The organism is Nocardia sp. GTS18 (assembly GCF_013839555.1).
Taxonomy (GTDB): Bacteria; Actinomycetota; Actinomycetes; order Mycobacteriales; family Mycobacteriaceae; genus Nocardia; species Nocardia rosealba.
Genome location: NZ_JACBIU010000030.1, coordinates 1 through 25,056, shown reverse-complemented (window position 1 = coordinate 25,056; position 25,056 = coordinate 1). Strand labels below are relative to the sequence as shown.

Here is a 25,056-nt window from a genome sequence, read left to right as displayed (position 1 = left end):
ACACCGTATGGAGGTAGACCATGAACAGGCCGGTGCACCGCGCATTTGTCGTCGTTGATGTCGAGAACTCGAGTCGGTTGAGCAACCCGGAAATCACGGCGATGCGTTCGAATCTGTACCGAATCCTCGACGAGGTGACCGACCGCGCCGGATCCGTTGTCGCCAACGATGATCGGGGCGACGGTTGCCTGCTTGTCCTCGACCTTCCTGTACTGGACGTGCTCGACCAGGTTGTGGAGTCGGTCCTATCGGGGGTTCGCACCCACAACAACACCGTTGGCCCGCTCGAGTGGATCCGGGTACGGATCGCCGTGCACGAGGGGTACGTGAACAGGGACGATCGGGGTTGGTCGAGTGACGCGCTGACTGCCACGTTCCGGCTCAACGAAACCTCGGTGGTCAAGGGCACTCTGAAGAGCGCGAGCAGGGCAGTCGGGGTCGTCGTCGTCTCCGATGTCGTATACCAGGGGGTCGTGCGGCACAACTATCTGCCGAAGGTGACTGCCGATGAGTATCGGGCCGCTGACATCGGAACCTCCGAAGGCGAAATAAGGGCATGGCTTCGGGTGCCTGGCTATCCCGAGCCGCCGCTTCCCACCGCCGCCGCCGAACATTCGAGGGCAAAGACGGAGCAAGCCGTCCCGGCGGATGAGTTCGGGTCGATCAACGCCAACAACATGTTCGTCGGGGATGTCCAGGCCCGCACCATTATCGGCCGCGACTACCGAGGAGGAGTCGCGTGAGTGATTTCGAGGAGCCGGCCCCGGATGATACACCCGCACCAGATCCGGAGCAGATCGAGGACGCGGAATCGGAGGCGAACAAGATTCGTGAACGAGCCACTGACGCTGAGCGTCGACGCGAATCCCGTGCTTCAGCGAACGCTCGATTAGAGGCGTTGGGTTCGATCAGCGGGCAGGTTTCACTTACTGCACATAACGTTTTCCTCGGTGATGCACAGGTCGGTACCGTGATCGGCCGCGACAACTACGGGGGTGGGTTCGGGGCGGGCTTCGAGCGAAGCGGTCTGGTGGAACCCCGCAAGCTACACGAACTCGAGCAGATTTTCGTGCCGCCGCCGGGGTTCGAGCAATTGTGCAATCAACTCGCGGCACAATCGGTACTGCTCCTACGCGCTCCGAAGGGCTGGGGAAGAACCGCTACTGCCCTCCGGGCGCTGAGCCGAGGGTGCACGTCAGGTGTACACAAGCTCAGCCCTGATGTGGAGCTGAGATCGCTGGACATCGAGTTCGAACGCTGCACGGGCTACCTGTTCGATACGCCGCACAGCCAGCAACTGCGTACGCTGAGCGAATTCCACCTCGAGCAACTGGGTCGGCGATTGGCCGAGGTCGAAAGCCGATTGGTCGTCGTAGTCGATGATCAAGCCGAGCTCAGCCCCGACGCAGGGTCATTTGTGATGCACGCAGGTGATCCGGCCGACGTCACGGCGATACTGAGGCAGCACCTGCGTCAACAGCTCGCCGATGACGAGCTCGGCGTGCTTTCACGCCTCGAGGTAGTGACGTTGCTGACCATGGTGACGGAGCACCGTCCGTCCGCCCATGAACTCGTCAACCTGGCAGCGCAGCTTGTCGATGTGGCTGCGGGCCGGATCGATATCGCCGAGGTATCGGGCAGGTATGCGGCCGCCGAGGACACTCGGTTCCGGGAGTGGTTCGATGAGCTCGATACCGATACGCGCTCCTTCGCGGTCGCCCTGGCGGTGTTCAACAAGATGCCGCTGCACATCGTGTTCGAAGCCAGCCGAGCTCTTACGAGTTCGATCTTCGATGCGGAGCCTCTCGACGACGACGATGTCAGGTCGGGTCAGACGGTGTTCGGTGTACGGAGTACCGAATTGCTGAGTAAGGCACAGGCGCAGTCGTACCGGTCTCATGAGGACACGCTGTACGGCCAGATCGCCGTCGACGTGGTGCGATTCGTGGACGAGCGCTTTCCGCAGCGGTTGCTCGAGTACATGTGGCGGGAGTATCCGTCCGCGCACCGCGTGGTACGTGACTGGCTGGGCGAACTCGGCAGCGCAGATGACCTCAGAGTGAGCACGCGTGCGGGCGTTGCCGTGGGGCTGTTGTCCACCTTCGAGTTCGAATACGCTAGACGGCTGGTAATCGAGCCGTGGGCTGACAGCAGTCGCCAGCACGACCAGTACGCGGCGATCGGTGCGCTGCAGTTTTCCAGTCTGCAGCCCGAGCTCGCGCCGCTGGTCGCCGAGATGCTCGAGGCGTGGGTGGAGCCGACGCAACCGATGGCTCGGCGGGTAACGGCAACTGCTGCGCTGGGCAGCACGGTGGGGCAGCTCATGCCGGATCGAGCACTCCGGCTGTTACGGCGCTCAGCTCGTAGCTTCGACCCGGATCTGCGAGATGCTGTGTGCTACAGCATCGTCGAACTCTTCACCAGCCCTGGGTTGGATGTTCGTGTGTTGCGTGATCTGCGAAGGTGGACCGTGTCGCGACGGCGGGGCGTGCGCTACACAGGATTCCTATGCATCCTGCAACTGAGTTTCGATCTGACCGTCGAGACACCGGGCGGTGTTCAGCCGTGGCCGCAGCTGGTCTGGCTGGCCGATCAATACGACGAGCACCGTGATCACATCGTTGTGCTCTTCGCCCGCCTCATGCAGGCGCCGTACTTCCCTCCCGCCGTCCACGCCGAAATCAAGCGATGGGTTCTGGTCGCCGAACGCGACCCACAGTTCCGCAGGCCACTGGGTCGATTGCTCGTCGATCTGGAGGCAGCAGACCAGAACAACGGCGTGGTCCCGTTTCATCTTCGTGAATGGGCAGATGAGGACGGCGGCCCGCGGGCGGCCGTCGACGAACTACTGACAATGCTCGATGCGAAACTGGGGGTCTGACATGACAATCGACCGAAACAGACAAATCGTCCAGTATGCGGCAGTACACAGGTCCGCATGGCGGACATTCCGTCCACCGGCCGATGGGCATGCGGCCGTATCGGTAGACCGGGCAGGGAGATTGACGCTATTGACGCGTCAGCCCTCGGCAGGGGAGATATTCTTCCGGCCGCCAACAGGTGTGTACTGGGTCGACATCGCCGTCCACCACAACTCGTGCAGATTCGATCTGCCCACCGCGGAGGGCGTATTCACCTTCACCGCCGAAGTCGATGTGGCCTGGCGAGTTACGGAACCCGAGCAGGCAGTCAAAGACCGGCCAGTCAGCGGTGAACAAGTGTATAGGCCGTACCTCGAACGTCAATTACGCCGATTGAGTCGCGAATACGCTGTCGAGCACTTCGCGATTGCCGAGCGTGAGATCAATGATCACTTCGACAAGCCAATCAACCTCGATTGCGGCATATCGCTAATGAGTTGCTCGGTGAAACTGTCGCCCGAAGCCAGCACGCACGCGTATCTCCAAGAGGCCACATTCGATCACCGAAAGGCGCAGCGTCGTGAAGCCGAACACGGGGCCCGCATGCATGCTGCACAATTGCAGACGAGTGAAAACGAATCCCAGCACGGGCTGCAAATGCAGACGTCCCATCAGCGCTATGAGCTCACCAAGTTCACCCAGCAGCGCAGCCTTGAGCTGGAACAACAGCGGATGAGCTTCTACGCGGACGCGATTGAGCGCGGTGATCTCGGCCCGCTCGCGTACCGGCTGGCATCCAACCGCAGCGACGTCAACGAGGTCATCGAGCTGATGATGCAGCAGAAGCAGGTTGGTTTCGATGCCGCGCATTCCATAGTGAAGGCCTTGCTCAACCAGAATCTGGTCGACAAACGCGATGCCCAGGAAATCCTTGCTCACGTGTCGCCGAAAATCGCGGACCTGGTGAGCCCGGCGTCGGCAGGGGCTGGCCCAGTCTCGGTGTCGAAACCCGATCCGGTCGTGCCGCCGATGGCGGCGCTCGTTCAGGATGCCGAAGCACTGGACCGATCCGACGATGACGATGACTAACCCCGGCATCACAGTGAACCCGTTAACCGAGATTCCTGTGGGTGGGGTACTGATCAGGCAGTTCGACAAACTAATGCTCGACCTGGGATTCACGGTGTGGTGGGCCCAGACAGTCGAATTCCTGATCATCGTTGGGGTGGTTTTTGCCGTGCTGACCCTGGCTGTCGGTAGATTGGTGCCATGGGTGAGTCGCAAACTGGCCGGCCACGAAGAACGCCTCATAGCCCCTGTTCCGGCCTTGCTACTGGCGCCGGAATGGCTGGTGACGAAGGCTCTGGTGCGGTTTGAGCGCGTACCAGGGCCCTTCGTGTATGGCTACGGTGAGAGTGTGCTCGTGCTGGTCGATTGGCTGCAGGCGACGATGGCTGCTCTCCTGCGACTACTCGGATCGGCCGCCAACCATGGTCGGCCGATCGCGGGTGTGCTGCTCGTACTCGGACTGCTGTCGTGGAACAGCAATTCTTGCGTTGCCGATACCCTGCCCTGCGTGTCTCCGGTCCAGCACTGGACAGCACAGCTCGAAGGACCGCCGGTCAGGACGGAGCGCTGAGCACCGTCGCGGTGAACCAGGCCAGGAAGACGACGAGGCTGATCGCCGTCCAGCGAAGTGCCACTCCAAAGCGGCGATACTTGTGCCGGGCGATCTCGGCGAGCGTTCCCGCTTGCAGCCACGCCTGATCCGCCAGCGTCGGAGCTGTCGGCCGACAGGCGACATCGATTGGGAAGCTCGGAAAGCAGAACCAATTCCCAGGACAAGCGCTACCGAGCCGCGGCCGCAGCGTCGCGGCGAGGTAGCCCATGCACACGATCAGGCTCATTGCGAGTCCGATCGCCAACATGACCAGAACGGTGCTCATGGGTCTGCGGGTGACGGTGACCAACCCGGTCAGCGCAAATCCGTTGGCGGTCAGCAATAGTCCCGTTTTGGTGTCAGCAGCGAGTATGACGCGATTGAACTCGGCGACGGTGCGGAGCGCGGTGTTGAGGTCGTCGACCGGGCGGAGGCGGTTGCGGAACATCATGGCATCAGCAAAGCAGTGGGATGAGCCGCCTTCCAGGTAGAAAGGCACACAGTGCAACACCAAATCCAACCGATGCTCCAAGTCCGCGGCGAACCCATGGGAACGGCGCGACCCGCGTCCAGAGTCTGCTGCCACCTCGATCGTCGACGAGCGGCCCCTATTCCGAAGCCTGAACTTGTTGCACCGTGATGTACCACAAGGCTGGGAGTGTTCTGCTCGACTGCGACCACATGAGGAAGCTATGCGCGGGAAGCCACGCCGACAGGCCCTGTCAGGGTTCCCCAGGCGCCGCTTCGTCTGGCAATTGGGCTCCGGCGACGCGGTTCAGGCCCGGACAGCGACCCGAGCCTGGCCTGGGCGGATGGCGAATCCTCACAGCAGGCTGTCGGGGCCATGCCAGATTGAACCGCACCACCTGGGGTAACCGCGTCGCGGCGACACGAGAGATTCCGAGCGCGACCGACTTGGAGGCACGATCATGTCCCTTCCTGCCCAGCAGCAAACCCCTCCCGGTGTCACCGGCGAGATGAACCCGAAACCCGATCACGGGGAAAACAGCTATCGCGGCTCCGGCCGGTTGGACGGAAAGGTCGCGGTCGTCACCGGCGGCGACAGCGGCATCGGGCGGGCGGTGGCCATCGCCTACGCGCGCGAAGGGGCCGACGTTCTGATCGCCTATCTCGACGAACACGAAGACGCGGCCGAGACCGAGCGGTGGGTGGTCGCCGCCGGCCGCAAGTGTGTGCTGGTGTCGGGCGATCTGGCGGATCCGGGGCATTGCCGGGAGGTCGTCGACAAGGCCGTGCGGGAATTCGGCCGGATCGACGTGCTGGTGAGCAATGCCGCCTTCCAGATGACGCGTGATTCGATCACCGACATTCCCGATGCGGAATGGGACCACACCTTGGCGGTGAACCTGAGCGCCTTCTTCCATCTGACGAAGGCGGCGGTGCCGCATATGCGGTCCGGTTCGTCGATCATCGGGTCCTCGTCGGTGAATTCCGATGTGCCGCCGCCGACGCTGTTGCCCTACAACGCCACCAAGGCGGGCATCGCCAATATGGTCGCCTCGCTGGCGCAGATGCTCGGCGAAAAAGGCATCCGCGCCAATAGTGTGGCGCCCGGCCCGATCTGGACGCCGCTGATTCCGGCGACGATGCCGACCGAGCAGGTGGAGAGCTTCGGTTCCCAGGTGCCGCTCGGGCGACCGGGGCAGCCCGCCGAACTGGCGCCGGTCTATGTCCTGCTCGCCTCCGATGAGGGCAGCTATATTTCCGGTGCCCGGGTCGCGGTGACCGGCGGCCAGCCGATCCTATGACCGGCGGCGGGCCCGCGCTGTACCCGCTGCGGCTCAGTGTCACCGCCAAACCATTGGTGTTCGGTGGACACGCGATCAGCCAACGCCTCGGCAAAACCGGCATCCCGGACTGGAGCATCGCCGAGACGTGGGAATGCAGCGACGTCGACGGCGAAGGCGCGCGGGTGACCAATGGGCCCCTGGTCGGCCGGTCGCTGCGCCGCTTGGTCAGCGAGTATCCCGAAGAGCTGATGGGTGCCGGTTGGATAGGCGACTACTTTCCGGTGCTGACCAAGTTCATCGATGCGGCAGGCACCCTGCCGGTCCACCTACATGCCGACGACGAGACCGCCCAACGGGTGGAAGGTCAGCGCAATGGCAAAACGGAGGCCTGGCACATTCTGGCCGCCGCCCCGGGTGCCACGGCACTCTGTGGCGTCAAGGACGGCATCAGCCACGAACAATTGCGCGCCGCCCTGCGCGATCAGGACTTCGACGCGGTCCTACGGCGGCTACCGGTGATCGCCGGGCAGACGATCTACGTGCCCGGCGGCACCCCGCACAGTTTCGGGCCGGGCACCTTGATCTATGAAATCGAGCAGACCTCCGATATCCAGCAGCACGCCATGCACTGGAGCATGGAGGACGGATCACCGGTGAGCGACGAGCAGTTCGACACCAATATCGATCTGCTCATGCAAGAAGTCCGCCTCGATCACCGGCCTGATTTCGAACCCGGCTTGAAGATCGCCGTCGACGACGGGGTCCAGCGGGTATTCCTCTGTGCTGGACCGTATTTCGCGCTCGAACGGTGGCAGGTCGGCACTGCGCGACCGGCGCGGCACACCTTCGCCACCGCGCAGATCCTGACCAATGTCGGCGCACCGGTGAGGGTGCGCGCTGGAGATTTCGACGAGGAACTCGCGAGTGCGCAATCACTGTTGCTGCCCGCGATATGCGAACAGGTCGAGATCGTCGGGCCCGCCGAGGTCCTGTTCGGCTACCTTCCCGATCTCGAACGCGACGTCGACACCCCGTTGCGTGAGGCGGGCTATTCACAGGCCCTCATCGCCTCCCTCGGTGCGGGCCGCCCCGAACCCCATGAGTGGAGGCAGGTATGAGTTCGATGCCGTTCGACTATTCGGTGAACCAATTCACCACCACCCCATGGTCTTTCGAACAAGACGTCGCGCACTACACCGAGGCCGGGATCGGAGTGATAGAGGTTTGCCAGGACAAATTGGACGCCGACCGTAGCAAGGAACAATTGGTGGCGGCCGTGGCTGCGGGGCTGGCGATCCAGTCGGTGCAGCCCTCGGTGCGCACCATGATTCCCAGTGCGGGACAACCGGAACCGAAACAGCTGCCGCAACGGCTAGCGGTGCTTCGGAGCTGCGTGGAACTGGTGGCTCCCTTCGCCCCAGGCGCGGTGTTCGTCACCAATACCGGGCCCGCGCCGGGCGGTGACATGGTCGAAGCCATTGCCCAGACCGTGTCCGGGCATCGCGAACTGGCCGCCGTCGCCGCCGATCGCGGGGTGCGAATCGCGCTGGAGCCACTCAATCCGATCTCGCTGAACCAGGAGAGCGCGATCTGGACACTGCGACAGGGCCTCGACATCGTCGACGAGATCGACCGCGACAACGTCGGAATCTGTTTCGACACCTGGAATCTCTGGCAGGACGGCAACGTACTCGACAGCCTGCGTGCCGCGGGCGACCGGATCTTTTTGTTGCAGGTCAGTGATTGGCGCACGCCCCGCTCGGGCGCCGACCGCCGCAGTGTCGGTACCGGCGCCATCCCGACCGGGCAACTGCTGCACGCGGTCTACGACATCGGCTACCGGGGACCCTGTGTGCTCGAGATCCTGTCCCAGGGTGTGCCCGACTCCGTCTACGACACCGACCTCGACGAACTCCTCCACACCAACCGCGCCGCTCTGGACAAGAGCTGGCAAACGATTGAGAGCCGCGATGGGATACGTGCGAGCCAGTGACGGAACCCGGTTGCACTACGAGGAATCCGGTTCGGGCCCACCGCTGGTCATGATCCACGGGTGGACCTTCAGCGGCCGGTTCTTCGACCGCAACATCCCCACACTGTCCGAACACGCGCGGGTGATCACCCTGGATCTGCGCGGTCATGGCGACTCGGACAAACCCGGACACGGGTACCGCATCGCCCGCCTGGCCAAGGACCTGCACGACCTGCTGACCGCTCTGCAGCTGGAGCGGCCGACGGTGCTCGGCTGGTCGCTGGGCTGCCCGGTGATCTGGAGCTACCTGGAATTGTTCGGTACCGACCGGCTGGCGGGTGCGGTGTTCGTCGAACAGACCCCACGTCAGTACTACGCGGTCGACTGGAAATACGCCCACAACGCTTGCTTCGACGACGCCGCCCTGGCCACGTTGCAAGCACAGGTCAGCGCCGACCCGGCCGGCCAAGATCGTCAGCAGCTGGCCACCATCATGCTCACCGAACCCACCGCCGAAGAACGCGTGACGTTCCTGGGGGAGATGGCCAAGTGCCCACCCCCGGTCCGTAACGCCGTCATGGCCGACCACACCCGCGCCGACTGGCGCGACCTGCTGCCCACCCTCGACCTGCCCACCCTTGTCCTGGTCGCCCGCCAGGACAAAGTGTTCGACTGGCGGGGCCCGGCCTGGGTCGGCGAGCACGTCCCCCACGCGCGAACGGTGTTCTTCGACAACAGCAGCCACGCACTCTTCTTGGACGAACCGGAAAGGTTCGACCAGGTCGTCGCCGACTTCGTTGCCCACCCGCGCGGGTAGCCCGGCATCAGGGCGCCCCTCTCTCGGCGCAGCCGTTCAGTCTGCAGGGTGGGCGCCGTGGTGGTCGAGTCGGCGTTGGAGGTCGGTGTTGATGCGTTGGGCTTCGGCGAGCTGATCTTCGAGGATCACGATCCGGCACGACGCCTCGAGCGCATTACCCGCGTCGACGAGTTCGCGCACCCGCGCGGCGATGCGCAGCTGGTAGCGCGAGTAGCGGCGGTGTCCGCCTTCGGAGCGTTGCGGGGTGAGCAGCCGGGCCGCGTCGAGGCCGCGCAGGAACGCCGGCGTGACGCCGAGGATCTCCGCGGCGCGGCCCATGCTGTAGGCGGGGTAGGTGTCGTCGTCGAGTTTGTCCGCGGCGCTGGTGTTGTCGGCGGATTGGGTGTTCGGGTGTTGCACGAGGCCTCTCGGTTCAATGCCGGAAGGCCCCGGCGCGCTGGGCGCCGGGGCCTTGATTTTGGACTGAGGGATTGATTTCAACTGCATTCACCGGCCGTGGAGGCCCGGTCTGAGACACCGCATCCGACACTTCCCGGGACGCGGAACTGGTAAGGGACTACTCAGTGGCCACCACCTCCTGGATCGTCGGTTCTTCCTGCGGTACTGCACTTGTCCTGCTCTTCATCGTTCCCTCCGGCGGTCCGGCCGATTGCACCGGATTCTCTTCTCCGCCAGAGGGAACGGTCGAACTTCTTCCGGGCAGTTCACCTGCCCGGCCATCTGATCTCTCAACCGGAACGACAGCGACTGTATACCCCAGCGCAAACAATGTCTACACCCGCCACAGTAGTTATTGTGGATCGGATGGGCGCACATCAGCCGGGCCTCGGTAGAGTTCGGCGTCGGGAGCGGGAAGCGTCCACAGCGGTGCCGCGAACCGGGCTCCGACTCGTTCGGTGCGGTCACGATGAGCCTGTTCAGGCCTACCATCGCGAGTAGTCGAGGTTGCCGACACGTCGATGATCGGAGGGAGCTATGCCCAGCCACGCAACCCTCTCGGGGGAGCAGCTTCAGCGGGTCGCCCGCGAGACCGCGGCGGCGCTCGCTGACGTCGACCACGGGCGGCCTTTCACCCCGCATCTCGGGCCGGGCCGGGGCGTGACGAAACGGCTCGTCGAGGATCTGGTGCACCACTCCTGCGACCTGGTCGCCGAGCACGGGAAGAAATCGTGAGCGAAGAGCCGCCGTCGCTGTTCGAGGCCGACGACGCTTCCCGCCCGCTGGCGGACCGGTTGCGGCCCCGGACCCTGACCGATGTCGTCGGTCAGGACCATCTACTGGCCGAGGACGCCCCGATCGGCCGGATGGTCGCCGCGCACCGGTTGGCGTCGATGATCCTGTGGGGCCCGCCCGGCTGTGGGAAGACCACCATCGCCCGGCTCCTCGCCGAACGGACCGACCTCACCTTCGAACCGTTGTCGGCGACCTTCTCCGGTGTCGCGGACCTGCGGAAGGTGTTCCACGCGGCGCAGCGACGCAAAGAGATCGGACAGGGCACGCTGCTGTTCGTCGACGAGATCCACCGCTTCAACCGTGCGCAGCAGGACTCGTTTCTGCCCTATGTCGAGGACGGGACGATCGTCCTCGTCGGCGCGACCACGGAGAACCCCAGCTTCGAACTCAACGGCGCATTGCTGTCGCGCTGTCAGGTGTTCGTCCTGAGACGCCTCGACGCCACCGCCCTGCGCGCGCTCATCGGTCGGGCCGAAACTCTTCTCGGCCCGCTGCCACTCGACGAGGACGCCCGGCAGGCGCTCGTCGCGATGGCAGACGGGGACGGCCGGTACTTGCTGAACATGATCGAGCAGGTGCAGGCGTTGCCCGCACCCGTCGACCCGCTCGCCCTCGCCGCGGCGGTGCAGAAACGGGCACCGCTCTACGACAAGGCGCAGGAAGGCCACTACAACCTCATCTCCGCACTCCACAAATCGATGCGCGGCTCCGACCCCGATGCGGCTCTGTACTGGTTGGCGCGGATGCTCGACGGTGGCGAGGACCCGTTGTTCATCGCCCGCCGCATCACCCGATTCGCCACCGAAGACGTCGGCCTTGCCGATCCCGCCGCGGTGCAGCAGGCCCTCGCCGCATGGGATGTGTACGAACGGCTCGGTTCACCCGAAGGCGAACTCGCGATCGCGCAGGCGGTGCTCTATCTGGCGACGGCGCCGAAGTCGATCGGGGTGTACCGCGGCTTCGGCAAAGCCCGCGCCGCGGCGAAACGCACCGGCTCCCTGATGCCACCGGCGCACATTCTCAACGCCCCGACCCGGCTCATGAAGGAGCTGGGTTACGGGGCGAACTACCAGTACGACCCCGATACCGAGACCGGCTTCTCCGGGGCGAACTACTTCCCCGACGGCATGCCACGGCAGACCTTCTACGAGCCGACCACCGGCGGATACGAGGCCGAGCTCACCGAACGACTCCGCCACTGGGCGCGACTCCGCAAGGGGAGCGCCCCCAGCTCCGACACCGACTGATGACGCGAATCGTGGGTTTCAGTGGTGGAGTGGGAAGTTGGCTCGGATGGTGTTGTGGGGATCGCGGGTGGTTTTGATCTGTCGCAGGCGCGCAAGGGTTTCCGGGTCGAAGGCGGCTGAAGCCGTCTCGCCGGGGGCGAGGAAGGTGTAGGGCTTGGAGCCGGTGATGTGGGGGCCGAGGGCGTCGAGGATATCGGTGAACCTGGTCTGGATCTCGTCGAGCAAGTGCGGAAGACCGAGGCCGAGCAGGTAGAGCGCATACGGCTCGGTGACGGGCCCGCGGGCGCCACCTTCGGGCCGGGTTTCGGCGAGGACACCACCGAGGCCTCGGAGCTGGATGTTGAGCAGCGGCGCGACCGGCGCCTCGATAAGGGTTTTGACCACCGCGTCGTCCAGGTCGGTGAGCAGTTCGCCGCGCGACAGCGAGGGGCTGGGGTCGGTCGGTTCGGCGGTGATCCGGCCGATCTGGGCGGGGGTCAACGCGCCTCGGGTGTCGGTGAGGATTCCTTCGATGCTGTCGAGCCGAGCGGTCAGCGCGCGGCCTTCGTCCGGCTCGCCGAGGTAGGCGAAGTCGATGGCGACGGTCGGTGCGGCGCCGGGGATCTGGTAGCGCTGCAACCAGACCGACAGTTCGGGTGGTGCGTCGGTGGTGAGTTCGGTGAAGAGGTCGAACACCGCGCGGGTGCGGTCGGCGGGCCACATCACGCGGCCGCCGTAGAGGCGCGGCAGCGGGAACAGGTCGAACTCGATCTCGGTGACGATCGCGAAATCGCCACCGCCGCCGCGCAGCGCCCAGAACAGCTGCGGGTCGGAGTCGGCGGTGATCCGAGCGCATCGGCCGTCGGCGTCGACGATCTCGAAGGCGCGCACCGCGTCCGCGGCCCAGCCGTATTTGCGTGCGAACCAGCCGAATCCGCCGCCGAGGGTGTAGCCGGTGACGCCGACGACCGGATTGCTACCGGCTAGCCCGGTCAGCCCGTGCGTAGCCGCGGCGGCTTGGACGGCACCCCATTGCACGCCGGTACCGACCCGGGCCGTGCGGCGCTCGGCGTCGATCTCTAGACGGTCAAGGGCGGCGGTGCGGAGAAGGATCGCGTCCTCGATGCCGCCGGTCGCGCCGTGGCCGGTTGTCTGCGTGACCACTTGCCGGTTCGTGCTGCGCGCGAATTTCACCACGTCGGCGGCGTCCTGGGCGTCGGTGACCGCCACGACACCCGAAACCGGCTGCGCCACGGCAAGATTCCACGGCTGCACCGCCTGGTCGAATCCCGCGTCACCGGGCAGCAGCACACGTCCACGGACCGCACTACGCAATTCCTCGATACCCATTGCCATGTCCTCGCTCGCTGTTGTTGCTGTGTTTCGGGTTGCTGCCTGGTTGACGATGTAAGGCAGGAAAGTGTGACATGGGGTGGGTGAACCGGACTTTCGTCGTGAACAAGAACGCCGGTCACTGCCTGACGGCCCCGATATCCGGGTGCGCTGTGACCAGCGGCCGCTCGCCACGACCCGGTCGGCGGGCCCAGCCGTTCTTCCATCGCGCTCAGTGCGCAAGCCGTAAGGGGCGCCGAACAGCCACTACCCCGGCTACTTCGACCGATCCCTCAATCCGGCAGGGTCGGATGACCCGATGCCCGACACCGTGAACCCTGTGCCGTTCAGTGGTTGTTCATCGAGCAGGTTGCGGGTGTCCACGATGACGGGGTGTTCGACGGCGCCGGCGATCCTCTTCCAGTCGAGGGTTCGGAACTCGGGCCACTCGGTGAGGATGAGGATCGCGTTGGCGTCCTTCGCGGCGAGGTAGGGGTCGTCGACGACCTGGATTCCATCGGGGCCCGCCGCGAGGTCGTGTGCGCCGGATTGCGGCACGCAGGGATCGTATGCCGTCACGACGGCGTCGTGGTGGGAGAGCTGACGAGCGATGGCGACGGCGGGGGAGTCGCGTAGGTCGCCCGTCCCGGCTTTGAACGCGAGTCCGAATACCCCGATCCGCATACCCGCGAGGGAGCCGTCGACCCTGCCGGTGACCGCGCGACGGACCTTGCGCAAGACCAGCGCGCGCTGGTGATCGTTGGCACGCACAGCGTCGCGGACGATGGCGAAGTCCACACCGGAGGCCTCTGCTACCGACAAGAGGGCGCGGGTGTCCTTGGGCAGGCACGAACCGCCCCAACCGGGCCCCGGTGCAAGGAACGACGGCCCGATACGCGCGTCCTTGCCCATCGCGTCGGTGACCTTCGAAATGTCGGCATCCACGTGTTCGCACAGTTCGGCCACCGTGTTGACGAAGGAGAGTTTGACCGCGAGAAACGCGTTGCTGGCGTACTTGGCGAGTTCGGCGCTTGCCGTGTCGGATCGCAGGACCGGCGCATCCGTTCCCTCGTAGAGGCCGGCGACGTGCTCGGCTGCCTCGTGATCCGGCTCATCCGCACCGACGACCACCCGGTCGGGGTGCAGGAAGTCGTGCACCGCGTAACCCTCGCGCAGGAATTCGGGATTGCTGACGACCGGATGCCGGTGACCGGTCAGCGCGGAGATACGCGTCGCGGTGCCGACGGGCACGGTGGACTTGGTGACGAGCACGCAACCCGGAGACAGGATCGGACCCAGGGTCGCCAGCGCGTCCTCGAGGATGCTGAGATCCGCTGTGCCGTCCGGGCCCATGGGGGTGGGAAGGCACAGCAGTACTACTTCGGACTCGGCCAGTGACTGCGGGTCGGAAGTGAAGGTCAAGCGGTCCTCGGCGAGTCCTTCGCGGACCAGCTCCGGTAGGCCCGGCTCGACTATCGTGACGGTGCCCGCGCGTAGGGCTTCGACCTTGGATTCGTCATTGTCCAGACAGGTCACGTGATGGCCCAGATGTGCCAGGCACGCGGCACTGGTGAGGCCGACATAGCCCGCACCGACCACACCCACGCGGTTACCCATGGCGCGCCTCCTGTCCGATCAGTGTCGCCGCGGTCGAAAGCACTCGTTGCGGTGTGATGGAGAGCAGTCCGGGATCAGGTCGGTCGGCATGTGGATCGCCGACTACACCAGCCCAGAGCGTGACGTGGCTGCGCGCGTTGGGGGGTGGCCCCCACACACGCGGTGGCGTCGGCCCGAACAGCAGGACCGACGGTGTGCCGAAGGCGGTGGCGAGATGACCGACACCGGTGTCGCCGCAGACCACCAGAGCCGCGTCGGCGACGATCGCGGCGAGTTCGGCCAAGTCGGTACGGCCGGCATACACCGCGGAGGGCGGTAGTCCCGCGTCGCGTGCGACCGCGGTCGCCAACGGGATCTCAGCCGCCGAACCGGTGACCACCACCCGATGGCCATCGGCGCTGAGCTCCCGGGCCACCGTCGCGAAATGTTCAGCAGGCCACCGTCGCGCGTTCGACGCCGCGCCGGGATGGATCACGATCACGTTCGACTCCGCGGCGGCGATATCCGGCGTGGGCAGCGCGAGCGCGCGCGGATCGGTGTCGATACGCGCGTACGCCAGCAGCCGGCACCACCGCTGCACCTCGTGCAGTTCCGCAGACCACTGGGGCCCGGGGATCTCGGGAAAATCCGGGTGCCGATGAGTCAGCATCGTGGCGGGGCGCACCGCCGCCAGGTCCTGAATGCTCTGCGGCCCGCTGCCGTGCAGGTTCACCGCCATCCTGGGTGATGCGCCGCTCCACCGCAGGGCGCCCAAGCCTGGAGTCGGCAGCAACTCGTCGACCGCGTCGATCAGGTTCACCAAGGGGCGCAGCGGCTCCGGCGCGGCGAGCACCACGCGATCATCGGGGTACGCGGTCCGCAGCCCTCGCAGGGCGGGCACGATCGTCAGCAGGTCGCCGAGGCCGAGCGCGCGGAGCACGAGAATCGTGCTGGTCAAGGCCACGACCCCGCTTCGGTCGTGCGCCGTGGGTAACACTGCGAGCTCGCGCTGACCACGGTCCTCATGTCGGGATTCCCAGCGCCTCGTCGAGCGACTCGCACAACGCGTGCACCATGACCAGATGAACCTCCTGCACGGTGGCCGTGCTGGGCGCGTCGACCGGCAGCGCGTCATCGCAGAGCGCGGCGAGGGGATTGGGCGCGGGCCCGGTCATCGCCCAGGTGGTGACACCTATCTCCTGCGCGGCCTTGGCCGCCGCGACCACGTTCTGGCTGGTTCCGCTGGTGGACAGCAGCACGAGCACGTCTCCGATCCTGCCGTGTGCCCGGACCTGACGCGCGAACAGTTCGGACTCGCCGTAATCGTTCACGATCGCGGTGCCCGCGGAGGTGTCGGCGTGCAGCGCGATCGCCGAGAGCGGCCGTCGTTCGTTGCGGAAGCGCCCGACCAGTTCCGCGGTCAGATGCTGGGCTTCGGCGGCGCTGCCACCGTTGCCGCAGGCCAGCAATCTGCCACCGTTGTCGAATACCGTGGCCAGTTCACGACCCCACCTGCGAAGTCCCGGTGCCAAGGAACGGTTCCGCTCCAGCGCACTGGACAAGACGGCGAAATGATCCTCGTTCAAGACCTACCTCCTGTTCGCGGACTCGCTTCCGGTGGTGAATTCTTCTGCCGCCGAGACCATCGACGGATCGGCGAGGTCGGGAACGTCCCTGATGACGGTGTCGTCCCGGTCGAACAGCAGGGTCGGCGGTGAGCTGAGCGTCGCGTGGCGATGTCGTATCTCGCCGCGGAACCGATACCAGCATGCGGCAGGCGGGATCAGCACACTGGTCACCACCATTCGCCCGATCTCACCTGCGGTTCGAGGGCCCTGCACGATCCGGCGCGCGGCGAATTCGGTCGTCAGCGCCGCCCATGCCGCCGCGAAACCGAGCGCCGAGCGCCGACGACCCGCCATGCCTGAACTCACGGCGGCAGCGCCCAGTGCGGTGGTGAACGCGTGGCGGCCGAGCATGCCGGGTCTTTCGCCGATCCGCTGCCGCCACCGAGGGCCGAACTTTCGCCGCATCAGCGCGTTGTCGTAGTTGCCCCGTTGGGCTCGAACACTGGCCATCGGCCCCGACCTACGCGTCGGATGGGTGGTGACCCGCTCACCCTTGGCGATCCGGTAGCCGGCCAGGCATACCCGCATCGCCAGATCGGCGTCTTCGCGAAAGGCACGGGGAAAGCGTTCGTCGAAACCGTCGACCGCGAGGAGCGCCGCTCTGCGGTAGGCCATGTCGGCGGTGATCCAGCGCGCGACGGCCAAGCCCGCCGTTCCCCGTTCCTCATCGGTCGGTTTGCGATCGGTCGGCAGCGGCACCTCGATGTGCGCGGTGGAAGCGGCTGTCGTCTCATCGAGACCCGCGAGGTCCTCGGCCAAACGGTTGGGCCAATCCGGTGTGGTGACGACATCGTCGTCGAGGAAGGCCACCCAGGTTCCCGACGCGTGCCGCCAGCCGACATTTCTCGCGGCGGCCGGTCCGCGACCACCGGAGTGCAGCACCTGCACCTGCGGCGAGGTGTCCACCAGCGGAAGTTCGCCGCCGTCGGGACGATCGTCGACGACGATGATCTCCCTGGGCCGCGGGCCGGTGGCGGCAGCGAGCGCGCGCAGCAATACCCGCAGGCTCTCGCGGCCTGTCGTCGGTATGACGATGCTGTAGTCGATGGGCGGATTCATCGGCGCCACACCAGGAACGGGCCCATGGCGAGCAGGTCGATCGGCGCGGAACCGAAGCACTCGAGTGCGTCGCGGGGGGAATCGACCATCGGTCTGCCCGCGGTATTGAGGCTCGTATTGACCACGACAGGCACACCGGTGCGCTTGTCGAATTCCGAGAGCATCCGAGCCAGTAGCGCATTGTCGGCGGGGTCGACCGTCTGCACCCGCGCGGTGCCGTCGACGTGGGTGACCGCCGGAATCCGGTCACGCCAGTCGGCGGCGACATCGTGGACGAACAACATGTAGGGACTGGGCAGCGGCCCGCGCGAGAAGATCTCCGGCGCCCGGTCCGCGAGCACCATCGGGGCCACCGGCCGGAACTGCTCGCGGCCCTTCACATCGTTGAGACGCTCGAGGTTCGCGGCCCGACCGGGGTGGGCCAGCAGCGATCGATGTCCGAGTGCACGAGGGCCGAATTCGGCACGGCCCTGGAACCAGGCGACGATGCCGTCGTCGGCCAGGGCTTGCGCCACATCGGCCGCCACATCGGCCGAGCGGGTGTATCGGACCTTCGCCGCACGGAGAATGGATTCGAGTTCGGAGTCGCTCCATTCACGGCCGAGGTCGGCACCCCGCATCGGGGCGACGGGTTCACCGAACTCCGCGGCCAATTGCAATGCCGCGCCGAGTGCGGTGCCTGCGTCGCCCGCGGCCGGCTGGACCCAGACGTTGTCGAACGGGCCTTCGTCGTGCAGACGCGTATTGGCCACGCAATTCAAGGCGATACCGCCTGCCAGCGTGAGGTTGCGTTGACCCGTTTGCTGATGCAGCCACGTGATCAGCTCGAGCAGCACGTCCTCCAACCGGCGCTGAACGGTCGCGGTCAGGTCGGCGTGTTCGCTGCCGAATTCACCGCCGTGCCCGGCCGGCGCGAAGCTCTCCCACGGCACCGGCTCGGTGCGAAATCCACCGTCTCCGGTGGTGTACAGCAGTTCCCGGAACTGGTCGAGAAATCGCGGCTCGCCATAGGAGGCCAGTGCCATGACCTTGTACTCGTCGCTGGAACGCTCGAATCCGAGGTGCTGGGTGAGATCCTCGTACATCAACCCCAGCGAATGCGGCAGCCGCTGGGACGCCAGTTCCACGAATTTGCCGTCCCGGTATTCCCCGGCCAGATAGGACGTGCTCTCGCCGCGTCCGTCGGCGACCAACACCGCCGAATCACCAAGCGGCGCCGCCAGCGCCGTCGACGCCGCGTGCGCGACGTGATGGCGGACGAAACGGACGATCGCTGGATCCAGACCGGGCAATGCGGCGCGCAGAAAGGCGGGCGCGCGGCGGGCGTAATCCGTTCGAGTCTGCTCGCTCTGCTGGTCGAGACCGCCGAGCGAATGATCGACCAGGCCCGGATCGTAGGAGTAGCCCACCGCGTCGAGCTGATCGGGGCGTATGCCTGCCTGCGCCAAGCACCACGCGGCCGACTGCTCGGGCAGCTCCCACGTCGAGAACGGCACCGGTCTCTTACCGTGCTTGCGGCGGCTGAATCGTTCCTCTTCCGCCGCCGAGACGATTTCGCCGTCCACGATCAGCGCCGCGGCGGGATCGTGGAACACTGCGTTGATTCCGAGAATGCGCAACGGCTCGCCTTTCTCATCGAGGCGACGGGAGGTTGCGCCTCCCGCCGCTACCTGCGTACGCGCTACCCGGCTGAGTCGGGGCTAAACCGTCCGTGCCACGCCGCATCGCTGCCGGGCGAACCACTCGATCGTGCGGCGCAGCCCCTCGGTCCGGGTGATCATCGGCTGCCAGCCCAATTCGCTTTGTGCCAGCGAGATGTCGGGGCAACGCCGCTTCGGATCATCGACCGCCTCCTCGATGTATTCCAACGTCGACGTACTGTCGGTGGCGATGCGGATCTCTTCGGCGAGCGCCCGCACCGACAACTCGTGCGGATTACCGATGTTGATCGGTCCGGGATGACCTGACCTGGCCAATGCGCGCAATCCGAGCACGGTGTCCTCGACGTAACACAGCGAACGGGTCTGCTCACCGGTGCCCGCGACGGTCAGCGGTGCGTTCGCCAACGCCCGCGCGATGAACGTCGGCACCACGCGGCCGTCGTCGGCGCGCATGCGTGGCCCGTAGGTGTTGAAGATCCGGGCGATGCCGGTGTCGACTCCGCGTTCGCGTCGGTACGCCATCGTCAACGCTTCGGCGTACCGCTTGGCTTCGTCGTACACGCTGCGCGGGCCGATGGAATTGACGTTGCCCCAATAACTCTCGGGCTGAGGATGCACCGCGGGATCGCCGTAGACCTCGCTCGTGGACGCGAGTACGAAACGCGCTTGATCCCGCTCGGCCAGTTCCAGGGCGTTGGTCGTGCCCAGCGATCCGGCTCGCAGCGTCTCGATCGGTAGCCGCAGATAGTCCGGCGGCGAGGCGGCCGACGCGAGATGGTAGACGACGTCGAAGGATCCGATGTCGGGCAACGGCTCGGTGACGTCGTGCTGGAGCAGTTCGAAGCCCGGCCGATTCAGTAGCCCCGCCACATTCTCGGGAGTGGAGGTGGCGAAGTTGTCGACGGCGACGACATCGGTGCCCGCCGCGAGTAGTTGCTCGCACAGATGGGATCCGACGAAACCACAACCGCCGGTGACCAACGCGCGCTTCACGGCGGTACTCACTGTGCTTGCCTTCGCTCGTCGGCGAAGCCTCCGCCGGCGGTCCGGCGATAGGCACGCAGCGTCTCCACCGCGACCCGATCCCACGAATAGCGCGTATGGACGCGCTCGTGTCCGGCCGCACCGTACCGGCGCCGGAGCGCGGGCGTGTCGATCAATTCGCGGATCGCCGCTGCCGATCCGGAGGGATTACGCGGGGGAACCAGTGTGCCGGTGCCGCCGTCGACGACAGTGTCGACGAGACCGCCGACCGCGGCGGCCACGACAGGAATACCGCACGCCATGGCCTCGAGTGGGGTGATGCCGAACGGCTCGTACCACGGTGTGCACACCGCGACGTCGGCTGAACGCCACAGGGGAGCCATCTGTGTTCGGGGCACCTGGCCCAGCATGTGCAGCCGGTCGCCGACGCCGAGGTCGTCGGCCAATCTCAGCAGCCGCTGCGCTTCCGGGTCGTCGGCCAGTCGACCGTCCGGTCCGCCGACCAGTACCAGTTCGGTCCCGGCCAGCTCCGCGAGGGCGGTGACAGCGATGTCGAAACCCTTTCGCGGCACGAGTCTCCCCACACTGATGAGGCGGTGTTCAGCTGTCCTCGCGGCTTTCGGACCCTCGGGGGAGAACTGGTCGAGGTCGACGCCGCAGGGAACCACCGATGTCCGGTGGCGTGGAACGCCCATTCGAGCGAGTTCGAATACTTCGTCAGTGCAGGTGGCGATGATCCGGTCTGCTTGCTCGGCCACCTGCTGTTCCAGACGCAGCCGCTCGGGCGGGCTGGTGTCGGCGTTGCCCTGATACCGACGTTTCACGACACCCAGTGCGTGAAAAGTCTGTACCACCGGGATATCGGTGGCGCGAACAGCGGCCAGGGCGGCCAGACCCGACATCCAGAAATGGGCGTGCACCACGTCGGGGCGGTCTTCGCGCCACCGGGCGCGCAGGAAATTCCCGAATTCCGGCACATAAGGCAGAAGTTCGTCCTTCGGCACGGGATGCGCGGGTCCCGCCGGAACGTGCACCACGCGATAGCCCGGTGCGGTGGTGACAGTCTCGGGCACCCGCGCGCTCTCGCGCCGTGTATACACCGTGACGTCGTGACCCTGCCGGCACAGGGCTGCGGACAACTCCGCGACGTGCACGTTCTGTCCGCCGGCATCGACGCCACCCAAGGTGGCGAGCGGGCCGGCGTGTTCGGACACCATCGCGATCTTCATGTTCCGCCTTTCTGACCTGGATGCCGCCTTATTCGGTGATCTCGGCCAGTAGGCGATCCCAGCGATGCAGGAAGCTCTCGAGGCCGTAGTGCTCCAGCGCGAACTGTCGTCCCGATTTCCCCGCGAGCACCGCCAGATCGGGTTCGTGGAGCAATTCGCGAAACTTCGCCGTGAGGGTGGTGACGTCCGTGGAGAGAGCGCCCGCCTCGGGCGGTACCGCGCTGACGGCCTCGGTGGTCGCCAGCGCCACCACCGGCATCCCGAGGTGCATGGCTTCCAGCAGCGACAGCCCGAGCGAAGTCCACCGCGCGGTGTGCAGGTACACACGCCTCTTGGCCATCTCGGGATGCAATGCCGACTGCCGCAGATCCGCTATCCCGTTGATCGGATGCTTGGTCGGCTCGTGCGGCCGGAAGTCCTGCGCGCCGATCCCGTAGAGATCGACCGGACCTTCGCGCGCGAAACGTGTCAGCAGATCGCTGCCGGTGATCCGCCCTCGCCGCATCGGCTCGTTGATCAGCGCGACACCGTGGGGCAGTTCGCCGGTGTAGAGCTCGCCGGGATCCACGATGCCGTGGGGGATGACACGGGTGGGCGCTGTGCCGTTGTCCCACATCAGCTCGTTGAAATGGGTGACGTGCACGACCGGTATATCGGTTCGATCCGCCATCGGATGCGCGGTGAGCGCGGCGCTGGGACGCGGAGTGTTGTGCTCTACATAGACGGCGGGGATGTCGACGCCGGGTCGGCGACCGAGCCATCGATGCGCGAGGTCGATCTCCTCGGGACGCTGCAGCACGATCACATCCACCTCGATGTCGCGCAACGCGCCGACGGTGACCTCTTCGGCATTCGGCCAATCGCGTCCGCAACGGCCAAGGCCCCAGGGCCCGCGCTCGTCGGTCACCGGTAACAGATAGCGATGCGGCCCTTGGACGAAGGCGGTAGTCCACGAGCCGTGCACATGCCACAGAAGAATTCTGCGCGGGCTGATCATGTCGTGGTTCTTGCCGTTCGCCGCGTGATCAAACCGCGCGGTGCCTCGCTGATTGGCGCGGCGGACACCGGGTATGTGTCGAGGCATGTGCGTATTCGTCATCGGATCGGCAAATTTCTGCACGATGGACGCATCGATTTCGGAGTCGCTCGAGGAGCTGCTGCCGGGGCGGGCGTCATGAGTACGAGCAAGACCACGGTCGTCATCGCCACCCGAAATCGCGCGACGGAACTGGCGAGAACGCTCACCGAGTTGTGCACGCTGCGTCCACGCCCGGCGATCGTCGTACTCGACAACGCATCCGACGACAACACCGCCGACACGGCCGAAACATTCCCGGGCGTACACGTTGTCCGGTTGGCCGACAATCGTGGAGCGGCCGCCCGCAATCTCGGCGTGGCGATCGCCCGAACACCGTACGTCGCCTTCAGCGACGACGACTCCTGGTGGGCAAGCGACGCGCTCGCCGAAGCCGAACGGATATTGGACTCCTATCCACAGGTTGGCCTGATCGCCGGCCGCACCCTCGTCGGCTCGGAACATCGAGACGATCCCGTCAACGAACTGATGGCCGACAGCCCGCTCGGACACGATCCGGACCTTCCCGGTCCGTCGGTCCTCGGCTTCCTGGCGTGTGCGGCGATCGTGCGGAAAGAGGCGTATGCGCAGGCCGCCGGATTCAGCCCGCTGCTGCATTTCGGTGCCGAAGAACGATTGCTCTCGCTCGACCTGGCCGCCCGCGGTTGGCATCTGTGTTACGTGCCGACGGTGCGGGCCCACCATCACCCCTCCACCCACCGACCCCCGCAGGCGTGGCGGCGGCGGGCCGAACAGCGCAACAACGCCTTGATCACCTGGATGCGGCGACCACTACGGCACTGCGCCGCGGAGTCGCTCGACCTGGTTCGCCGGATCGTGCGCGAACCGCAGACGCTGTTGACCGTCGCCGAGATCGTCCAACGGCTGCCGAAAGCGTTGGCACAGCGGCGTCGTCTGCCCCCGGAGGTCGAAACCCGAGCCAGGACACTCGAACTCGCCCACACAAGGAGCTGACCGATGTCGACACACCGGATGACGGTTGTCATCATCACCCGTGACCGGCGTGACCAACTGCTGCAGACCCTCGCGCATATGACCGCGCTGCCCGACGCGGCACCGATCATCCTCGTCGACAACGGTTCCGCCGACGGCACGGCCGACGCGGTCGCGGCGAACTACCCGCAGGTGCACTTGATCCGCTCCGCCGAAAACCTGGGCGCTCTCGGCCGAAACCTCGCCGTCGAACGGGTGCGAACGCCCTACGTGGCCTTCTGCGATGACGACACCCGCTGGCAGCCCGGTGCGCTGACTCGCGCGGCCGATCTGCTCGACGAGTATCCCGGCCTGGGATCGGTGACGGGACGCTGTCTCGTCGCACCCGACCTGCAAGAAGACCCGATCACTCCCGAATTCCGCGATTCGCCGATCTCCGGCCCCGACTGGCTGCCCGGGCCCGCGCTCCTGGGAGTTATGGCCGGCCTGTCCGCCTTCCGCGTGCGCGCGTTCGAGGAGGTGGGTGGCTTTTCCCGGCGCCTGTGGTTCGCGGGCGAGGAAGAGCTGCTCGCGTTGGATCTCGCGGCCCGCGGATGGTGGATGTGCTGGGTGGAAGACATGATCATCCACCACGAGCCCTCCCGCACCCGCGACGCCACCCACCGTCGCGGGCTCGGAATCCGCAACACTCTGTGGACCCTATGGCTGCGCCGACCGGCCCGCAGCGCAGCCCGCCGTACCGCCGACATCCTCAGATCGGCCCCCGCCGACCGAACGACGGCCGCCGCCGTATTCGCGGCCCTACGCGGGCTGCCATGGGTATTGCGCGAACGACAGGTACTGCCCGCCCATGTCGAGGCGGGCCTCGTCCTGTTGGAAGCCTCGCAACGCAACTCGACCGCCCGACGCTACGTCGGCTAGTCGGCGTGCCTCACGAACCATCGACCTCTTCGCACCTGCTTAGAAACCGAGCGCGGTGGTAAGCCCCCCACGTTGTTCGCTATCCAACCGAAGGGAGCACAGCATGAGCCAGATCAATCCGATCCAGGTCCAGAAGTACCTGTCCGGCATCGACTACCCGTGCGATCGCGACGGCATCGTGAACACCGCCCGCAGCAACGGTGCGGATTCCGACACCCTCGACGCTTTGCAGGACCTGCCCGACCGCACGTTCGACGGGCCCAATGCCGTAAGCCAAGCGATTTCCTGACCACGTGCTCACACCCGCGAACCGGCCGCACCAACCCGGTCGGTTCGCCAACAAACGACAATGGATGCCCTCGGCCGCCTTATCACGGCGATCACGCAGTCACCGAGCGCTACGCCTCGGCGCCGTCTCGCGCCTTCGGCAGGCGACGGAGTTCAAAAACGTGGCATTCTTTGGATTTTGACCGACGTCGAATCTCCTAAAAGCGAAACCTCTTCAACCGAGGTCAGAGGGATTTATCACTGTCGGGCTGACAGGAATTTAACCCTGCGACCACCTGGCGACGGTTCACGTAGACTCGAAGCTACCGAAAAGTACCCAAAACTACTGGTAGACCCGAACTTTGGCGCGCCGCATCCTGGTTGCTTCCCATCGTTTCCCGATGTTTCCGGCTATTTCTGTGTGATTAATGTGTGTTGGGTCGAGTACCGCGGACGCGGCTTTGCTGCGCTTTCGAGAAGTCGTCAACTGCACCGGTGCTCGGTCGGTGTCGTGACGATGGACCTGCAGGCCGCTCGATGGACGGCTAGGGTGCGGTGACGCTGCGGTATGACGGTGGCTGCTGAGGGCGCGTGATGAGGTGGTGTGTATGTGGAACCGGATGCTGGTCTGCGGTGTTGGCGATTTCGGCCTCGGAGCGGTCGAAAGTGAATGAAATTTGGCTGGTTGGTTGGTCTGCAAACGCGCAGGTCAATTAGTGTGCTCCCCGCGCGAGCGGGTATGGGCCTTGAGGGCCTTGTGCGGCCCGTAGTTCTTGACTTGTTCCCCGCGAGCGGACCCCTTCGACGCCCGACAAGCCAAGGGGGGGGGG

At 65.8% G+C, this 25,056-nt stretch carries 24 protein-coding genes; 13 read left to right on the top strand and 11 right to left on the bottom strand.

All coding sequences use genetic code 11. The features are described 5' to 3' along the window. Window positions 1–20: 20 nt before the first annotated feature. From HYG95_RS20160 to HYG95_RS20145, 4 genes are read left to right on the top strand one after another with little or no spacing between them, the layout of a single operon-like run. The gene (locus HYG95_RS20160) at window positions 21–743 is read left to right on the top strand and encodes a hypothetical protein (protein ID WP_181700003.1); all 723 of its coding nucleotides are present in this window, start codon (window positions 21–23) and stop codon (window positions 741–743) included. Beyond that, complete coding sequence (locus tag HYG95_RS20155; RefSeq protein ID WP_181700001.1) at window positions 740–2,881, top strand: hypothetical protein; 2,142 nt, start codon at window positions 740–742, stop codon at window positions 2,879–2,881. Before HYG95_RS20160 ends, HYG95_RS20155 begins: the two co-directional genes overlap by 4 nt. A gap of 1 nt (window position 2,882) precedes the next feature. Beyond that, the gene (locus HYG95_RS20150) at window positions 2,883–3,950 is read left to right on the top strand and encodes a hypothetical protein (RefSeq protein WP_181699999.1); all 1,068 of its coding nucleotides are present in this window, start codon (window positions 2,883–2,885) and stop codon (window positions 3,948–3,950) included. Next, entirely contained in the window at window positions 3,937–4,500 is a 564-nt protein-coding gene (locus HYG95_RS20145) for a hypothetical protein (protein ID WP_181699996.1), read from the top strand. Before HYG95_RS20150 ends, HYG95_RS20145 begins: the two co-directional genes overlap by 14 nt. Here the strand turns inward: HYG95_RS20145 and HYG95_RS20140 are convergent. After that, window positions 4,484–5,041: a hypothetical protein gene (locus tag HYG95_RS20140; protein ID WP_181699994.1), complete on the bottom strand. Its 558-nt coding sequence runs from the start codon at window positions 5,039–5,041 to the stop codon at window positions 4,484–4,486. The genes HYG95_RS20145 and HYG95_RS20140 overlap by 17 nt on opposite strands. Window positions 5,042–5,450: 409 nt before the next feature. On the opposite strand from HYG95_RS20140, the gene HYG95_RS20135 reads away from it, so the two are divergent. Genes HYG95_RS20135 through HYG95_RS20120 form a run of 4 tightly spaced genes read left to right on the top strand, consistent with a single transcriptional unit; the run spans window position 5,451 to window position 9,061 of the window. Beyond that, entirely contained in the window at window positions 5,451–6,290 is an 840-nt protein-coding gene (locus HYG95_RS20135; RefSeq protein ID WP_181699992.1) for an SDR family oxidoreductase, read from the top strand. After that, window positions 6,287–7,390 (top strand): class I mannose-6-phosphate isomerase, encoded by a 1,104-nt coding sequence (locus HYG95_RS20130; protein ID WP_181699990.1) that lies wholly within the window; start codon window positions 6,287–6,289, stop codon window positions 7,388–7,390. Before HYG95_RS20135 ends, HYG95_RS20130 begins: the two co-directional genes overlap by 4 nt. Further along, window positions 7,387–8,265: a sugar phosphate isomerase/epimerase gene (locus HYG95_RS20125; RefSeq protein WP_181699988.1), complete on the top strand. Its 879-nt coding sequence runs from the start codon at window positions 7,387–7,389 to the stop codon at window positions 8,263–8,265. The genes HYG95_RS20130 and HYG95_RS20125 overlap by 4 nt, the downstream gene beginning before the upstream one ends. Beyond that, window positions 8,243–9,061 carry an alpha/beta fold hydrolase gene (locus tag HYG95_RS20120; protein WP_181699986.1) on the top strand — a complete coding sequence of 273 codons (819 nt, stop codon included), beginning with the start codon at window positions 8,243–8,245 and terminating at the stop codon, window positions 9,059–9,061. Before HYG95_RS20125 ends, HYG95_RS20120 begins: the two co-directional genes overlap by 23 nt. A gap of 36 nt (window positions 9,062–9,097) precedes the next feature. On the opposite strand, the gene HYG95_RS24550 is transcribed toward HYG95_RS20120, so the two are convergent. Then, window positions 9,098–9,460, bottom strand: a complete 363-nt coding sequence (locus HYG95_RS24550) for a MerR family transcriptional regulator (protein ID WP_370465851.1) — start codon at window positions 9,458–9,460, stop codon at window positions 9,098–9,100. A 576-nt stretch (window positions 9,461–10,036) separates the two neighbouring features. Between HYG95_RS24550 and HYG95_RS20110 the strand changes: the two genes are divergently transcribed. Further along, the gene (locus tag HYG95_RS20110; protein ID WP_181699982.1) at window positions 10,037–10,234 is read left to right on the top strand and encodes a hypothetical protein; all 198 of its coding nucleotides are present in this window, start codon (window positions 10,037–10,039) and stop codon (window positions 10,232–10,234) included. Then, entirely contained in the window at window positions 10,231–11,541 is a 1,311-nt protein-coding gene (locus HYG95_RS20105; RefSeq protein WP_181699980.1) for a replication-associated recombination protein A, read from the top strand. The genes HYG95_RS20110 and HYG95_RS20105 overlap by 4 nt, the downstream gene beginning before the upstream one ends. A gap of 18 nt (window positions 11,542–11,559) precedes the next feature. Here HYG95_RS20105 and HYG95_RS20100 read toward each other — a convergent pair whose 3' ends face one another. From HYG95_RS20100 to HYG95_RS20060, 9 genes are all read right to left on the bottom strand, one after another. Continuing rightward, window positions 11,560–12,870, bottom strand: coding sequence for an FAD-binding oxidoreductase (locus tag HYG95_RS20100; protein ID WP_181699977.1), 1,311 nt, complete (start codon window positions 12,868–12,870; stop codon window positions 11,560–11,562). A 258-nt stretch (window positions 12,871–13,128) separates the two neighbouring features. Beyond that, window positions 13,129–14,469 (bottom strand): UDP-glucose/GDP-mannose dehydrogenase family protein, encoded by a 1,341-nt coding sequence (locus HYG95_RS20095; protein WP_181699975.1) that lies wholly within the window; start codon window positions 14,467–14,469, stop codon window positions 13,129–13,131. Next, window positions 14,462–15,412 (bottom strand): glycosyltransferase family 9 protein, encoded by a 951-nt coding sequence (locus tag HYG95_RS20090; protein ID WP_181699973.1) that lies wholly within the window; start codon window positions 15,410–15,412, stop codon window positions 14,462–14,464. The genes HYG95_RS20095 and HYG95_RS20090 overlap by 8 nt, the downstream gene beginning before the upstream one ends. 58 nt (window positions 15,413–15,470) lie before the next feature. Continuing rightward, complete coding sequence (locus HYG95_RS20085) at window positions 15,471–16,034, bottom strand: SIS domain-containing protein (protein WP_181699971.1); 564 nt, start codon at window positions 16,032–16,034, stop codon at window positions 15,471–15,473. A 3-nt stretch (window positions 16,035–16,037) separates the two neighbouring features. After that, entirely contained in the window at window positions 16,038–17,135 is a 1,098-nt protein-coding gene (locus HYG95_RS20080) for a glycosyltransferase family 2 protein (protein WP_181699969.1), read from the bottom strand. Continuing rightward, window positions 17,132–18,754 carry a carbamoyltransferase C-terminal domain-containing protein gene (locus HYG95_RS20075; RefSeq protein WP_181699967.1) on the bottom strand — a complete coding sequence of 541 codons (1,623 nt, stop codon included), beginning with the start codon at window positions 18,752–18,754 and terminating at the stop codon, window positions 17,132–17,134. The genes HYG95_RS20080 and HYG95_RS20075 overlap by 4 nt, the downstream gene beginning before the upstream one ends. Before the next feature lie 81 nt (window positions 18,755–18,835). Continuing rightward, window positions 18,836–19,801 (bottom strand): UDP-glucuronic acid decarboxylase family protein, encoded by a 966-nt coding sequence (locus HYG95_RS20070; RefSeq protein WP_181699965.1) that lies wholly within the window; start codon window positions 19,799–19,801, stop codon window positions 18,836–18,838. Then, window positions 19,798–21,009: a glycosyltransferase gene (locus HYG95_RS20065; RefSeq protein ID WP_181699963.1), complete on the bottom strand. Its 1,212-nt coding sequence runs from the start codon at window positions 21,007–21,009 to the stop codon at window positions 19,798–19,800. The genes HYG95_RS20070 and HYG95_RS20065 overlap by 4 nt, the downstream gene beginning before the upstream one ends. Before the next feature lie 28 nt (window positions 21,010–21,037). Further along, the gene (locus tag HYG95_RS20060) at window positions 21,038–21,982 is read right to left on the bottom strand and encodes a glycosyltransferase (RefSeq protein WP_370465855.1); all 945 of its coding nucleotides are present in this window, start codon (window positions 21,980–21,982) and stop codon (window positions 21,038–21,040) included. Window positions 21,983–22,183: 201 nt separating this feature from the next. Between HYG95_RS20060 and HYG95_RS20055 the strand changes: the two genes are divergently transcribed. The 3 genes from HYG95_RS20055 (at window position 22,184) to HYG95_RS20045 (ending at window position 24,248) form a co-directional block, all read left to right on the top strand. Continuing rightward, on the top strand, window positions 22,184–23,059 hold the full coding sequence (locus HYG95_RS20055; protein ID WP_181699961.1) for a glycosyltransferase family 2 protein: 876 nt from the start codon (window positions 22,184–22,186) through the stop codon (window positions 23,057–23,059). A gap of 3 nt (window positions 23,060–23,062) precedes the next feature. After that, window positions 23,063–23,959 carry a glycosyltransferase family 2 protein gene (locus tag HYG95_RS20050; protein WP_181699959.1) on the top strand — a complete coding sequence of 299 codons (897 nt, stop codon included), beginning with the start codon at window positions 23,063–23,065 and terminating at the stop codon, window positions 23,957–23,959. A gap of 103 nt (window positions 23,960–24,062) precedes the next feature. After that, a complete protein-coding gene (locus HYG95_RS20045) occupies window positions 24,063–24,248 on the top strand; it encodes a DUF2795 domain-containing protein (protein ID WP_181699957.1) in 186 nt (61 codons plus the stop codon). Window positions 24,249–25,056: the final 808 nt, after the last annotated feature.

Excerpts from the sequence above, each read along its gene's own strand:
- HYG95_RS20125 (WP_181699988.1), top strand. The coding sequence starts at position 7,387 with ATGAGTTCGATGCCGTTCGACTATTCGGTGAACCAATTCACCACCACC.
- HYG95_RS20130 (WP_181699990.1), top strand. The coding sequence starts at position 6,287 with ATGACCGGCGGCGGGCCCGCGCTGTACCCGCTGCGGCTCAGTGTCACC.
- HYG95_RS20100 (WP_181699977.1), bottom strand. The coding sequence starts at position 12,870 with ATGGGTATCGAGGAATTGCGTAGTGCGGTCCGTGGACGTGTGCTGCTG.
- HYG95_RS20150 (WP_181699999.1), top strand. The coding sequence starts at position 2,883 with ATGACAATCGACCGAAACAGACAAATCGTCCAGTATGCGGCAGTACAC.
- HYG95_RS20095 (WP_181699975.1), bottom strand. The coding sequence starts at position 14,469 with ATGGGTAACCGCGTGGGTGTGGTCGGTGCGGGCTATGTCGGCCTCACC.
- HYG95_RS20110 (WP_181699982.1), top strand. The coding sequence starts at position 10,037 with ATGCCCAGCCACGCAACCCTCTCGGGGGAGCAGCTTCAGCGGGTCGCC.
- HYG95_RS20065 (WP_181699963.1), bottom strand. The coding sequence starts at position 21,009 with ATGAAGATCGCGATGGTGTCCGAACACGCCGGCCCGCTCGCCACCTTG.
- HYG95_RS20080 (WP_181699969.1), bottom strand. The coding sequence starts at position 17,135 with ATGAATCCGCCCATCGACTACAGCATCGTCATACCGACGACAGGCCGC.
- HYG95_RS20050 (WP_181699959.1), top strand. The coding sequence starts at position 23,063 with ATGTCGACACACCGGATGACGGTTGTCATCATCACCCGTGACCGGCGT.
- HYG95_RS20160 (WP_181700003.1), top strand. The coding sequence starts at position 21 with ATGAACAGGCCGGTGCACCGCGCATTTGTCGTCGTTGATGTCGAGAAC.
- HYG95_RS20145 (WP_181699996.1), top strand. The coding sequence starts at position 3,937 with ATGACGATGACTAACCCCGGCATCACAGTGAACCCGTTAACCGAGATT.
- HYG95_RS20045 (WP_181699957.1), top strand. The coding sequence starts at position 24,063 with ATGAGCCAGATCAATCCGATCCAGGTCCAGAAGTACCTGTCCGGCATC.
- HYG95_RS20120 (WP_181699986.1), top strand. The coding sequence starts at position 8,243 with ATGGGATACGTGCGAGCCAGTGACGGAACCCGGTTGCACTACGAGGAA.
- HYG95_RS20055 (WP_181699961.1), top strand. The coding sequence starts at position 22,184 with ATGAGTACGAGCAAGACCACGGTCGTCATCGCCACCCGAAATCGCGCG.
- HYG95_RS20135 (WP_181699992.1), top strand. The coding sequence starts at position 5,451 with ATGTCCCTTCCTGCCCAGCAGCAAACCCCTCCCGGTGTCACCGGCGAG.